Origin of the sequence: Nocardioides oleivorans, assembly GCF_004137255.1 — a bacterium.
In the GTDB taxonomy this organism is placed as follows: Bacteria; Actinomycetota; Actinomycetes; order Propionibacteriales; family Nocardioidaceae; genus Nocardioides; species Nocardioides oleivorans.
On the sequence record NZ_SDWT01000002.1, the window covers coordinates 118038 to 131349 of the forward strand.

Annotated in this window: 11 protein-coding genes and 1 pseudogene; 7 read left to right on the plus strand and 5 right to left on the minus strand. The window is 71.7% G+C overall.

Annotation, left to right across the window (positions count from 1 at the left end; genetic code table 11):
• Positions 1-23 precede the first annotated feature (23 nt).
• From EUA93_RS16370 to EUA93_RS16380, 3 genes are all read right to left on the minus strand, one after another.
• A complete protein-coding gene (locus tag EUA93_RS16370) occupies positions 24-1238 on the minus strand; it encodes an MFS transporter (protein ID WP_129401391.1) in 1215 nt (404 codons plus the stop codon).
• Positions 1235-1675, minus strand: coding sequence for a PaaI family thioesterase (locus tag EUA93_RS16375; protein WP_207208806.1), 441 nt, complete (start codon positions 1673-1675; stop codon positions 1235-1237). Before EUA93_RS16375 ends, EUA93_RS16370 begins: the two co-directional genes overlap by 4 nt.
• A gap of 106 nt (positions 1676-1781) precedes the next feature.
• Positions 1782-4502 (minus strand): M1 family metallopeptidase, encoded by a 2721-nt coding sequence (locus tag EUA93_RS16380; RefSeq protein WP_129401392.1) that lies wholly within the window; start codon positions 4500-4502, stop codon positions 1782-1784.
• A 217-nt stretch (positions 4503-4719) separates the two neighbouring features.
• On the opposite strand from EUA93_RS16380, the gene helR reads away from it, so the two are divergent.
• Entirely contained in the window at positions 4720-6882 is a 2163-nt protein-coding gene (gene helR / locus EUA93_RS16385) for an RNA polymerase recycling motor ATPase HelR (RefSeq protein ID WP_129401779.1), read from the plus strand.
• Here the strand turns inward: helR and mmuM are convergent.
• On the minus strand, positions 6872-7780 hold the full coding sequence (mmuM, locus tag EUA93_RS16390; protein ID WP_129401393.1) for a homocysteine S-methyltransferase: 909 nt from the start codon (positions 7778-7780) through the stop codon (positions 6872-6874). The genes helR and mmuM overlap by 11 nt on opposite strands.
• A 62-nt stretch (positions 7781-7842) precedes the next feature.
• Here mmuM and EUA93_RS16395 point away from each other — a divergent pair, with 62 nt between their 5' ends.
• Complete coding sequence (locus EUA93_RS16395) at positions 7843-8634, plus strand: Fpg/Nei family DNA glycosylase (protein WP_129401394.1); 792 nt, start codon at positions 7843-7845, stop codon at positions 8632-8634.
• 6 nt (positions 8635-8640) lie between these two features.
• Here the strand turns inward: EUA93_RS16395 and EUA93_RS16400 are convergent, their stop codons facing one another.
• Positions 8641-11001, minus strand: a complete 2361-nt coding sequence (locus EUA93_RS16400; RefSeq protein WP_129401395.1) for an ATP-binding cassette domain-containing protein — start codon at positions 10999-11001, stop codon at positions 8641-8643.
• A gap of 140 nt (positions 11002-11141) precedes the next feature.
• Here EUA93_RS16400 and EUA93_RS16405 point away from each other — a divergent pair, with 140 nt between their 5' ends.
• The 5 genes and pseudogenes from EUA93_RS16405 to EUA93_RS21650 all read left to right on the plus strand — a co-directional run bounded on the left by EUA93_RS16405 (position 11142) and on the right by EUA93_RS21650 (position 13235).
• The gene (locus tag EUA93_RS16405) at positions 11142-11624 is read left to right on the plus strand and encodes a pyridoxamine 5'-phosphate oxidase family protein (RefSeq protein ID WP_129401396.1); all 483 of its coding nucleotides are present in this window, start codon (positions 11142-11144) and stop codon (positions 11622-11624) included.
• A 7-nt stretch (positions 11625-11631) separates the two neighbouring features.
• Entirely contained in the window at positions 11632-12429 is a 798-nt protein-coding gene (locus EUA93_RS16410; RefSeq protein WP_129401397.1) for an SRPBCC family protein, read from the plus strand.
• Between the two features lie 42 nt (positions 12430-12471).
• Positions 12472-12876 carry a cupin domain-containing protein gene (locus EUA93_RS16415; RefSeq protein ID WP_129401398.1) on the plus strand — a complete coding sequence of 135 codons (405 nt, stop codon included), beginning with the start codon at positions 12472-12474 and terminating at the stop codon, positions 12874-12876.
• 65 nt (positions 12877-12941) lie between these two features.
• Positions 12942-13013: pseudogene (locus EUA93_RS22345) on the plus strand (maltokinase N-terminal cap-like domain-containing protein); the annotation flags it as partial.
• Between the two features lie 66 nt (positions 13014-13079).
• Positions 13080-13235 carry a hypothetical protein gene (locus EUA93_RS21650; protein WP_165355199.1) on the plus strand — a complete coding sequence of 52 codons (156 nt, stop codon included), beginning with the start codon at positions 13080-13082 and terminating at the stop codon, positions 13233-13235.
• Positions 13236-13312: the final 77 nt, after the last annotated feature.

Here is a 13312-nt window from a genome sequence, read left to right on the forward strand (position 1 = left end):
GACCACCGGCGACGTCCGGGTGCCTACACCGGCGCCCGGACGTTCCGGAACGACGTCGACGCGAGGCTCAGGGTGACGAACGCGAACAGTCCGGCGGAGAGCACCAACACCGGTGTGATTCCCCACGAGTCGGCCAGCATCCCGGCGACCGGCGAGACCACGACGACAACAGCGCGGTTCAACGAGCGCAGCGTCGTGTTGGTGCGCGCCTGGAGCTCGTCCGGCGTCACGAGCTGGCGGTAGCTCATCTCGTGGGAGTTGCTCATCCCCATCGCGAGCCCGTAGAGCAGCTGGCCGAGCGCCAGCACGACGACGGCGGCCGCGCCGACCTGCCCGGCGACGGCGTACGTCACCACCGCCAGCGTGGTGATCGCGTGGCACAGGATGATCGTCCAGCCGGTGCCGAGCCGCCTCCCGACGGCGGTCGTGATCGTCGCGCCGATCACCGCCCCGACTCCCCCGACGGCTCCGGTGACCCCGAGCTCCAGTGCCGACAGGTCGAGCACGAGGAAGGCGTAGGGCGCGAGCACGACCGCGACGATCGCGTGGGCCAGGAACCATCCGTGCGTGGTGACGGCGAGCGTGGCGAGGCCCGATCGGCCATAGGCCCAGCGGATGCCCTCGGCGATGTCCGCCAGCAGCCCGCGGACGCTCACCCCGGTCCGCGGCGGCGGCTCCTCGTGGTCGATCCGGCGCAGGGTGAGCGCTGAGAAGAGGTAGGTGAGCGAGTCGACCAGCACGGCGACCGGCGCACCGACCAGGCTCACGAGCAGGCCGCCGATGGCCGGTCCGGACGTCGTCGCCACGGCCTCGGCCCCGTCGATCCGCGCGTGTGCGCGTTGCAGGTCCTCGCGCCCGACGATCCTGGGGAGGAACGACATCGACGCCGAGCTGTTCACGACGGCAGCGGTGCCGTAGGCGGCCACCACGACGAGCAGCACCGGCAGGGTCAGCACGTCGAGCCACCACAGGGTCGGGATCGAGAGCAGGAGCACGGCCTGGACGACGTCCGTGCCGACCATCAGCGGCAACCGGCGCCGGCCGTCGACGAGCGCGCCGACCACGATGCCGACGACGAGGTACGGCAGCCAGCGCACGGCGTTGAGCCACCCGACGTCGGACGCCGTCCCGTCCAGGGTCAGGACGACGAGCGCCTGCAGTGCGAAGAGGGTGACGTACGTGCCGAACCCGGAGACGGCGGACGCACGCCAGTAGCGGGTGAAGCTCGCCGAGATCACCCGAGGCGCCGGACCTGGTAGGTGCCGGTCGTGGACGCGACGACCTCTCCCCCGGCGTCCGTCAGCGTCGCCTCCAGCACGAACTCGCCCTTGCCGACGGCCAGCGCCGACTCCCTCACCCGGGCGACCTCGTCGTCCGACAACGACGCCTCGGCCCGTACGACGCCCAGCGCCGGTCGCCGGAAGCGGATCGTCGACTCCTTGACGAGCGGCACGAAGCCGGCGAGCTCGCCGTCGAGGTCGAACGTCGCCAGTGCGAGGAGGCCGCCCAGCATCTCGGCGACGCTGAACAGCGAGCCGGCATAGGTGACGCCGAAGTGGTTGGTGTTGGGCTCGGGTGGCAGCTCGGCGCGCGCGAAGCCCGGTCGGACCTCGACCACGCGGATCCCCATGGCCTCCAGGATCGGGACGGACCCGAGGCCGTCCGATGCGTCCACGCCCTCACGTATAGGCCATCGGGGTGCGGGCGGGCAAGCCGCGCGCACGCCCGCCCGGGCCCGCCGCGATGGTCCGCGACGGGCCCGGGTCGGGTGTGCCGGAGTGCTACTTCTTCTGCTTCTTCACCTTGGTGGTCGGCCTGCTCGTCGCGCTCCGCGTGACGTAGCCGTCCTTGGTGATGGTCACCTCGACGGTGACCTTCGTGCCGACCGTGCCCCGCCCGAGCTTCGCTGTCGCCTTGCGCCCGATCTTCTTCGTCCCGGCGTACCACGTGTAGTCGACGGTGACACCGCCCTCGAGCCCCGGGGTGCGGGCCTTGAGCGTGCGGCCCACTCGGGCCTTGCCGGCGATCACGACACGGCTGCGGGCCAACGTCGCGCGGACGACGGGCTCGGTGGCCGTGCTCGTCACGGTCATCGAGGCGTAGCCGGGACTGGTGCCGGTCACGGCCAGCGTGAGACGAGACCCGAGGTCAGCGAGGCCGAGCTGGTACGACGACGCGTTGGCGCCGGCGACCGGTGTGCCGTCGCGCAGCCACTGGTAGCCGAGCGTCGCGCCGGCACCCCAGGTGCCCGGTGACCCGGTGAGCACCTGGCCGAAGACCGCCGGACCGGACACCGCGGGGATGGACGCCGTGAGGGTCCCCTCCCCCACGCGTGCCGGCGCGCTGGTGCGCGTGACGCTCGAGTAGTCCGTGCGGGCACCCGTCACGGAGACGGTCACCTCCTTGCCCAGGTCCACCACCTCGGGGACGTAGGTCGCGCCGACCGCACCTGCGACCGGCTCGCCGGCGACCTGCCACTGGTACGTGAACGTCGTACCAGTGGGCCACCCGTCGCTGACCGCGGCGAGCGACGAGCCGACGGCGACCGTGCCCGAGATCGTCGGGTCGGGAGCCGGTGCGACGGGCTGGATGTCCACACCGTGGGCCGTCGTGCACGCCGCGCAGGCGGTACCGAGCCCGACCGCGGTGGCGACCGCGTCCAGGGTGTCCGACGAGGCGTCCGCGGCCACCGTAACCGAGAACGACGCGCTCGGCGCCGACGAGGCCACGGGGGTCGTCGGGACGGCCCATGTCAGGGTCGTGCCGTTGAGGCTGAGCTCCGCAGGCAGGGTCCCGAGGGTCGCGTCGTCGAGCACGTCGGCCAGGTCGACGGTGACCTGCTTGCCCTCGAGCGGGACCTTGCCGACGTTGGCTGCGGTGAGGGTGTAGTCCAGGGTCGCGCCCGGTGCGACCACGCCGTCGGTGGTGGTGGAGGACATCCCCGCGTTCCACTTCGCCGGCCACGCTGGCTTGTCACCGTCCAGGATCCAGTCCTGCCAGAACGCGTCGAGATCGCGACCGGAGATCTCCTCGGCCAGTGCCTTCAGGTCGTCGCCGCTCCGGCTCTCCCCACCGTGGCGGGTCTGCCACGCCTTGACCACCTCGAAGAACGCGTCGTCCCGGATCGCGGTGCGCAGCGCTTCCCAGAACTGCGCCCCGCGCGTGTAGGTCTGGTACCCGTAGAGGTTCGCAGGGTCGGTCTGCGCACCCGGGGGTGTCGTCCAGCTCGCGCTCGCCGCGGCGGTGTTGTTCCAGCTGTTGAAGTACGTCGTCTCCACCGCTGCCGGGTTGGGGGTCGCCGGTGCGAGCACCTGCGTGTGCCACGCGGGGCCCCAGGTCGCCATGCCCTCGTTGATCCAGATGTCGGTCCAGAGCTCCGGCGAGACGTTGTCGCCGTACCACTGGTGTGCCAGCTCGTGGATGAGCGTGTTGCCGTTCACCGAGCTGGTGCTCGGGAAGAACGAACGGTCCTGGGTCTCGAGGGCGTAGTTGATGTCGATCGGCACGGTGTCGACGACGACGCCAGTGCTGTTGCCCGGGTAGGGGCCGTAGATGGACTCCAGCCGGCTCAGGAAGGTGCCGAGCTGCGCGCGGCGGTTGGTGATCGTCGTCTTGTTGGCGGCCGACAGCGCGGAGTCGATGAAGGTCCACTCCGGGATCGTGCGGCCGCTGGCCAGGGTCACCTGGGACTCGATGACGTCGTACTTCCCGATGGAGATCAGGGCCAGCTCGCTGGCCATCGGCTTGCCCTGGACCCACCGCCAGGTGGCGCGGGTGCCGTCGGCGCTCGGGACCCTCGACGCCAGCTCGCCGTTGCTCACGGCGGCGGCCGGGCCGGTGCCGGTCGCGCTGGTGATCGACGTCGGGACGTCGAGGTCGAACGAGTAGGTGGCCTTGTCGCCCGGGGTGTTGTTGTTCGGGTACCCCGTCATCGACCCGATCGGCTGTCCCATGAACGTGGCGCCGTCGACGGTGGCGGTCCATCCCTCCCACGAGCCGTCGGCGTCGACGTGGTGCTGCGGCGCCCCGTGGTAGGTGATCACCGTGGTGAACTCACCCTCGACAGGCACCGCCGGCGTGACGACCAGCTTGTGGGTGGTGCTGACAGCATCCGTGATGCGCTCCCACGTCGCAGCCGTCCCGTTGACCGAGACGGAGTCCACCGTGAGGCCCTCGAGGTCCAGCGAGAAGGTCCGGAGCGGGAGGCCGGTGGTCTTCGCCCGCATCGTGGTGCTGGCACTGGAGAAGGCACCCGTCATGTAGCCGGACACGACACCGGTGGCGTCCCAGGCGATGTCCACGTCGTAGTGCAGTGCGTCGTATCCGCCGTTGCCCACGTGGGGGAACATCGGGTCCCCGGCAGTCTGCGCGCCGTCGACCGGGTCGGCGGCATAGGTCGGCGCACCGGACATCACCGCGGCCCCGCCTGCCACCAGCACGAGCGGCACCGCTCGGGAGGCGGCCTTGCGCCACCACGTCGGACCGTCCTTCAGGTCTCTCATCGCCATGCGTTCCCTCACTACTCCCAACGGGCCTACCTGGCCCTCGCGGGGGAACGTAGCGATGAAGTTCTGTTCGGTTCGGATGAACGACGCGGTGCGTGCACAAACGTAACGCGGGCGTAACGAGGGGGCGGCCGATCGCGCCTCCACTCCCAAGGTATAGGCGATCAGGGGGCTTGTTTCAAGCCCCGGTCGGTGACCCACACTGCTCGGCGTGATGCCGCGCGACACCGCTCCTTTCGCCCTTCCCGACACCCTCGCCGACAAGCTCGACCCGACCCTGATCGACACGGACCTGGCCCACTTCCGCACCGTGGCCGCGAGCCTCGAGCACGCGATCGCCGAGCTCGAGGCCGGGCTCGCCGAGACCCGGCGGACCACCGCCCGCCACGGCACCGCCGCGCTCGAGCGGGACCAGGAGGTGCACCGCCAGACGGCGCGACTGCGCGCCCTGCGCCGCTTCGACCTCGACCTGTGCCTCGGCCGGATCTTCCACGAAGGAGCGGCCGAGCCCACCTGGATCGGACGCTTCGGCCTGTCCGACCGGGACGGGCGGCGCCTGCTCGTCGACTGGCGCTCCCCCGCCGCCGAGCCGTTCTTCGCCGCCACCCACGCCCACCCGGAGGGGCTCGTCAGCCGCCGCCGCTACCGGTGGAGCGGCGGGAGGATCGTCGACTACTGGGACGAGGCGTTCACCGAGGAGGGCCTGACCCACGCGGCGGCGCTCGACGACCAGTCCGCGTTCATCGCGACCCTCGGCGGCAGCCGCACGGCCCGGATGCGCGACGTCCTCGGCACCATCCAGGCCGATCAGGACGCCATCATCCGTGCCGGCTCGAGGGGCGCGCTGGTCGTTGACGGCGGGCCCGGCACGGGGAAGACGGTCGTCGCGCTGCACCGCACGGCGTACCTCCTCTACGCCGACCCGCGCCTCGGGCACCGCCGCGGCGGCGTCCTGTTCGTCGGGCCGCACCAGCCCTACCTGGCTTACGTCGGCGACGTGCTGCCGAGCCTCGGCGAGGAGGGCGTGCAGACCTGCACCGTGCGCGACCTCGTGCCCGAGGCCCCGGCCGCCGCCCCGGAGGCGGACCCCCGGGTCGCCGCCCTGAAGGCCGATCTCCGCATGGTGGCGGCGATCGAGCCCGCCGTGGCGCTCTACGAGGAGCCGCCGAGCGAGGCGATGCTGGTGGAGACGCCGTGGGTCGACGTCCGCCTCAGCGTGGCGGAGTGGAAGGAGGCGTTCGACTCCGCCGACCCGGGCACGCCCCACAACCTGGCCCGTGACGACGTGTGGGAGGAGGTGCTCACCATCCTCGTCGACAAGGCGGAGCTCGACGACCTCTCCCCGGACGAGTTCCGCGCGGTGGTCGGTCAGAACGCCGGCCTGCGCGAGGAGTTCGACCGACACTGGCCGCTCCTCGAGCACACCGACGTCGTCGGCGACCTCTGGACGGTCCCGGCCTACCTGCGCCACTGCGCGCCGTGGCTGGAGCCCGACGACGTCCGCGCGCTGCGGCGGGACGACCCCGAGGCCTGGACCCATGCCGACCTGCCGCTGCTCGACGCGGCCCGGCTGCGGCTCGGCGACCCGGACGAATCGCGCCGCCGACGTCGTACGCAGTCCGCCGAGGCGCGCGAGCGGGCGCGGATGGGCGAGGTGATCGACGACCTGCGCACGACGGCTCGCGAGTCCGGGGCCGACGAGTTCGGGGACGGGTTGGTCTCGATGCTGGTGCACGGCGACCTGCAGACGGCGCTGGTCGACGACGCGGCGCTGCCGACCGTCGACACCGACCTCCTCGCAGGACCGTTCGCCCACGTCGTGGTCGACGAGGCGCAGGAGCTCAGCGACGCGGAGTGGCAGATGCTGCTGCGTCGCAACCCGTCGCGGAGCTTCACGATCGTCGGTGACCCCGCCCAGGCACGGCACGGCTTCACCGAGTCCTGGACCGAGCGCCTCGACCGCATCGGCCTGCCGGACGCGACGGTGGCGCCGCTCACCGTGAACTACCGCACGCCCGCCGAGGTGATGGCGGAGGCCGAGCCGGTGATCCGCGCGGTCCTGCCGGACGCCAACGTGCCGACGTCGGTCCGCGAGAGCGGGATAGCGGTGCGCCACTCCTCCGTCGCCGACCTCGACCGGGTCCTGGCCGAGTGGCTCGACGAGCACGCCGAGGGCACCGCGGTGGTCATCGGCGCTCCGTCGCACGCCGGCTCGGCTCGCGTTCGCTCGCTCACGCCCGAGCTCGCCAAGGGACTCGAGTTCGACCTCGTGGTGCTCGTGGACCCCGACAGGCTCGGCGACGGCATCACCGGTGCGGTCGACCGCTACGTGGCCATGACGCGCGCCACCCGGCAGCTCGTCGTGCTCACGTCGTGACGCCCACGAGCCGACGGAGCGCGTGGACGTCCTCCGGACCGACGCGGCAGCAGCCACCCACGAGGCAGGCCCCGGACGCGACCCAGGCGGCGACGTCCTCGGCGTCGAAGGCCGACCTGCCCTCCCACTGCCGGGTCGTGGCGTTCCAGTCCTGTCCCGAGTTCGGGTAGACGACGGCGGGGCCGTGGGCGCCGGCCAGGGTGGCGGCCGTGCGGGCGTCGGCCGGGGTCGTGCAGTTGACGCCCACGGCGAGCACCTCGGCGACGCCGGCCGCCATCGCGATCGCGTCCTCGAGCGGCTCACCGGCCCTGGTGCGGCCGTCGGCGGCGGAGAGCGACAGCCATGCCGGCACGCCGGTGCCGTCCAGCTCGGTCAGCACGGCCTCGACCTCGGCCAGGCACGGGATCGTCTCGATCGCCAGGACGTCCGCGCCCTCCCCCACGGTCGAGGCGAGCACGTCGAGGCGCGGCCGGTGGAAGGCGCGCAGTCCGGCGACGTCGAGGTCGTAGTCGCCGCGGTACTCCGAGCCGTCGGCCAGCATCGCGCCGTACGGCCCCACGGACGCCGCGACCCAGCCGTCCGGCGCCACCGCGTCGCGTGCGGCTGCCGCCAGCTCGACGCTGCGGCGCAGCAGCCGCTCCACCTCGTCCCGGTCGACGCCGTCGGCGCCGAAGCCCTCGAACGACACCTGGTAGGACGCCGTCGTCGCCACCTCCGCGCCCGCGTCGAAGAACTCGCGGTGGGCGTCCTCGACGGCGCCGGGGTCGTCGCGGAGCAGCCGTCCCGACCACAGGTGGCTCGTCAGGTCGTGGCCGCGCCGCTCGAGCAGGGTGGCGAGCCCGCCGTCGAGCACGACGGTGCGTCCGGTGATGGTCTCCTGCAGGGGGCTGCGGGTCATGCACCGAGTCTGGCACCCGAGGGGTGTGGGCGACCGGTTGCCTCGTCGGCGACGATCGCGGGGTGCCAGAGGGACACACCATCCACCGACTCGCCCGCCGCCACGCCCGGCTGCTGGTGGGCAGCCACGTGTCCGCGGACAGCCCGCAGGGCCGCTTCGAGGACGGCGCGGCGTTGCTCGACGGACGTGAGCTCGCCGCGACCGACGCGTGGGGGAAGCACCTCTTCCACCGCTACGACGACCTGTGGCTGCACGTGCACCTGGGGCTCTACGGCAAGTTCCGCGACGGCCTGCTGCCCGCACCGCCGGCCCGCGGCGCGTTGCGGCTCCGGCTGCTGGGCGGCGGTCACTGGCTCGAGCTCCGCGGTCCGACCGCCTGCGAGGTCCTCACGGGTGACGAGCGTGGCGCGATCCTCGCCCGGCTCGGCCCGGACCCGCTCCGCCGTCGACCCGACGTCGAGGCGTTCGCGGCCCGGGTGCTGCGCAGCAGGGCGCCGATCGCGACGCTGCTGATGGACCAGTCGGTCGTGGCCGGGGTCGGCAACGTCTACCGCGCGGAGGTGCTGTTCCGGCAGCGGCTCGACCCGTTCCGCCCGGGGCGCGGGCACGACGCGGCCACGCTGCACGCCCTGTGGGACGACCTGGTCGTCCTGCTCCGCGCCGGCGTCCGCGCGGGCCGGATCGTCACCACGTTGCCCGAGGACCGCGAGCGGCCCGCAGGTCGGCCGCGCCGGGTGGACGCCTACTACGCCTACGGCCGCGCCGGGCTGCCGTGCCGCGTCTGCGGCACGCCGGTCCAGGACACGACCATCGGCGCACGACGGCTCTTCTGGTGCCCCGTGTGCCAGGCGTGACGGCCGTCAGGCGCCGACGTACTCCTTGAGGTGCTTGCCGGTCAGGGTGAGCTCCTCGGCCTGCACCATGTCCGACGGCGCGCCCTCGAAGACGACCGTGCCACCCTCGTGGCCGGCTCCCGGGCCGATGTCAATGATCCAGTCGGCGTGCGCCATCACGGCCTGGTGGTGCTCGATCACGATGACCGACTTGCCGGAGTCGACCAGGCGGTCGAGCAGGCCCAGCAGGTTCTCGACGTCGGCGAGGTGGAGGCCGGTGGTGGGCTCGTCGAGGATGTAGACATCGCCCTTGTCGCCCATCTGCACGGCGAGCTTGATCCGCTGGCGCTCGCCGCCGGAGAGCGTGCTCAGCGGCTGGCCGAGGGTGATGTAGCCGAGGCCGACGTCGCCGAGCCGCTCGAGGATCTTCACCGCTGCCGGGATCTTCGCCTCGCCCTCGCTGAAGTGCACGAGGGCGTCGGACACCGACATCTCGTGCACCTCCGCGATGTCCTTGCCGCCGAGGGTGTGCTCGAGCACCTCGGCCTTGAAGCGGCGACCCTCGCACTCCTCGCACGGGGACTCCACGGTCGCCATCGGGCCGAGCTCGGTGAAGATGACGCCGGCTCCGTTGCAGGTGGAGCAGGCACCCTCGGAGTTGGAGCTGAAGAGCGCGGGCTTCACGCCGTTGGCCTTGGCGAACGCCTTGCGGATCGGCTCGAGCAGCCCGGTGTACGTCGCCGGGTTGCTGCGCCGCGATCCCTTGATCGCGCCCTGGTCGATCACGATGACGTCCTCGCGGCCGGCCAGCGACCCGTGGATCAGCGAGCTCTTGCCGGAGCCGGCGACGCCGGTCACCACCGTGAGCAGGCCGAGCGGCACGTCGACGTCGACGTCCTTGAGGTTGTGCGTGCTGGCGCCCCGCACCTCCATCGCGCCGCTGGCCGCGCGGACCTCGTCCTTCAGCGTCGCGCGGTCGTCGAGGTGCCTGCCGGTGATGGTGCCGCTCGAACGGAGGCCCTCGACGTCGCCCTCGAAGCAGATCTCGCCGCCGCCCGCGCCCGCGGCCGGACCGATGTCGACGACGTGGTCGGCGATCGAGATGGTCTCGGGCTTGTGCTCGACGACGAGGACGGTGTTGCCCTTGTCGCGCAGCTGGAGGAGCAGGTTGTTCATCCGCTCGATGTCGTGCGGGTGGAGACCGATCGTGGGCTCGTCGAAGACGTAGGTGACGTCGGTGAGGGACGACCCGAGGTGGCGGATCATCTTGGTGCGCTGCGCCTCGCCGCCCGAGAGCGTGCCGGCGGGGCGGTCGAGGGAGAGGTAGCCCAGGCCGATCTCGGAGAACGAGTCGAGCAGGTGCTGGAGTCCCTTGAGCAGCGGCGCGACCGACGGCTCCTCCAGGTCGCGCACCCACTCGGAGAGGTCGCTGATCTGCATCTCGCAGAGGTCGGCGATCGAGCTGCCCTTGATCTTCGAGGCCCGCGCCTCCGGAGTGAGCCGGGTGCCGTCGCAGTCGGGGCAGGTCTGGAAGGTCACCGCCCGGTCGACGAAGCGCCGGATGTGCGGCTGCATGGCCTCGGGGTCCTTGGACAGGATCGACTTCTGGATCTGCGGGATCATCCCGGTGAAGGTGAGGTTGACGCCCTCGACCTTCAGCTTGGTCGGCTCCGACCACAGCATCGTCTCGAGCTGCTTCTTCGTGAAGGACTTGATCGGCTTGTCCATCGGCAGGCCCATGCCCTCGAACAGCCGGCCGTACCACCCGTCCATCGAGTAGCCCGGCACCGTGAGCGCGCCGTCGCTCAAGGACTTCTCGTCGTCGTAGAGCGCCGTCAGGTCGATGTCGTTGACCTTGCCCATGCCCTCGCAGCGGGGGCACATGCCGCCGAGGTAGACCTCCTGCTTGGCGATCCGACGCTCGGTCCGGCCACCCTTCTCGGTGGTCATCATGCCGCTCGCCTTGCGGGTCGGGACGTTGAAGGAGTACGCCGTCGGCGGGCCGACGTACGGGTCACCGAGGCGGCTGAACAGGATCCGCAGCATCGCGTTGGCGTCCGTCGCGGTGCCGACGGTCGAGCGCGGGTTCGCACCCATCCGCTCCTGGTCGACGATGATCGCCGTCGTCAGGCCCTCGAGGTGGTCGACGTCGGGCCTCGCCAGCGAGGGCATGAAGCCCTGCACGAACGCGCTGTAGGTCTCGTTGATCATCCGCTGCGACTCGGCCGCGATCGTCGCGAAGACGAGCGAGCTCTTGCCCGATCCGGAGACCCCCGTGAACACCGACAGCCGCCGCTTGGGGAGGTCGACCGACACGTTCTTCAGGTTGTTCTCACGCGCACCCTCGACCCGGATCAGGTCGTGGTCGTCGGCTGGGTGTGTGGTCATGGCGGAGCTCCCCGGGGTGTCGTCGTGTGCCTGCTCGCGCGGGCAATCCTGCCAGTACGACGAACGACGCGGCGCCCGTGTGACGACCCACCCCCGTGGGGATGGGGTGGACGCTTTGTCGAGCGTGCCAGTGTCGGGGCATGACCACTCACGACGACCAGCTCGAGACCGTTGCCGAGATCATGAAGGACACCCGGATCGCAGTGCTGACCTATGTCGCCGCGGACGGCTCGCTCGTCTCGACACCCATGGGCACGCAGGACTTCGAGCACCCGGGCACCGTCTGGTTCCTCACCGAGCGTGACACCGACAAGGTCCGCGCCATCGAGGCCGACCCGCGCGTCAACGTCGCCTACGCCAGCGGCGACGGCTGGGTCTCGCTGACCGGCACCGCCCGGGTGAGCGAGGACCGCGAGAAGCTCAAGCAGCTGTGGGACCTGTCCGCGGGTGTCTTCATGACCGGGGGTCCGGAGGACGAGTCCAACGTGCTGCTCGAGGTGTCGGGCGCCTCGGCGGAGTACTGGGACTCCCCCGGCAAGGTCGCCTCGGTGCTCGAGCTCGCCAAGGGGCTCGTCGGCCGCGGCACCCCGGACCTGGGCGACAACGACACCGTCTCCCTCTGAGGACACCGTGCTCGTCCACGCGCACGGACCGGCCGGTGCCGACGAGGCCTGGCTGCGATTCACCACACCCGCGACCTGGCCGGTCTGGGCGCCCCTGATCCGCGAGGTCGACGCGACGTCCGGCGAGCTCGAGGTGGGCACCTCGGGGCGGGTGCAGGGCCCCGGTCCCGTGGCGGTCGACTTCGAGGTGACGCAGGTCGACGCCGTACGACGATCGTGGTCGTGGCGCGTGCACCGCGGCCCGGCGTCGGTCGAGATGGACCACCACGTGCTTCCTGCCCCGGGCGGGGGAAGCCGTGCGCTGCTGCGCGTCCAGGGCCCGTCCGCGACGCTCCTCCAGCCCTACCGCATCCCGGCCGGCGCGGCGCTCCGCGGCCTCGTCCGCGACCGCAACGGCCTGGGTCGGGAGCAGGAGGAGGTGGCGACGTTCGACTTCCGCTTCGACCCGGCCTACGCCGCGGCCGGCCGGCCCTTCGGCATCACACCCCGCACCACGACCGTGGAGGTCGGTCCCCAGTGGCTCTACGTCGGCTACGGCCCGTGGCGGCTCGCGACCCCGCTCAGCAACATCGCGTCCGTCGAGGAGACGGGCGGCTTCGGGTTCATGAAGACCGCCGGTCCCCCGCACCTCTCCCTCGCCGACCGCGGAGTCTCCTTCACGACCAACGGCGACCGCGCCCTCTGCCTGGCCTTCCACTCCCCCGTCCCCGCCATCGACCCGACCGGCACCATCCGGCATCCCGGGGCGACGCTGTCGGTGGCCGAGCCGGAGCTGCTGGCGCAGGCCCTCGGCCTCGAGGGCTGACACACCCCGGGGCCTGGGGCCGGTGGGTGGCACGCTGAGGACATGAGCGTCGAGCTGCCTCGCCCCGTCCGAGTCCTGACGCCGGCGGACCTGTCGCCGGCAGATCCGACGTCCGGCATGCAACGCCACCGTGCCTTCGAGCTGCCGCTGTTGTGGGCCGGCCAGGTCGTGACCGAGCCCGGAGCGGTGTCGGGCTGGCATCACCACGAGCGCAACGAGTCCAGCCTGTACGTCGTGCGCGGGGTGCTGCGCCTCGAGTTCGAGGGTCACGAGGGCTACCTCGATGCCTGCGCGGGCGACTTCGTGCACGTGCCTGCCTGGACCGTCCACCGCGAGTCGAACCCCTCCGGTGAGCCATCCCTGGCCGTGATCGCTCGCGTCGGTGGTGGCACACCGACCGTCAACGTCGATGCTCCCCGACCCGATGACCTCGGAGGGCGGCCCTAGGGTCGACCCACGGGAATCGTGCACCGCGCCACGCTGTCGCCGTCCAAGCAGGAGATCGTGGCGGGCTGGCTCCCGACGCGCACCTGATCACGACCACGCAGCACTCCGTCCTGGGCGAGCGGTGGGTCTACGACGGCTGCGGTGACCCGGTCTGGGCGACCACGCTGGTCGCCGGCATCCTCACCGGCGCCAGCCAGTCCCAGATGTTCCTCGAGCAGGACGGCGAGCGGGTCGAGGTCGAGATCGCGCTCGCGCGCGTCGTGGGCACGACCGTGGGCGAGGGCGCGCACCTCCTCGGCCGGATCGGCGACGGCGGCGAGACGACGGTGCTGGCCGTGCTGCGGTCGCCGTCGCCGTGAGGCCGTGCGATCTAAGTCACCTCGAAAACTAGACAATAATTCTGTCGGTCCATTGACGGAAAAAAGCCGGGTTCCTA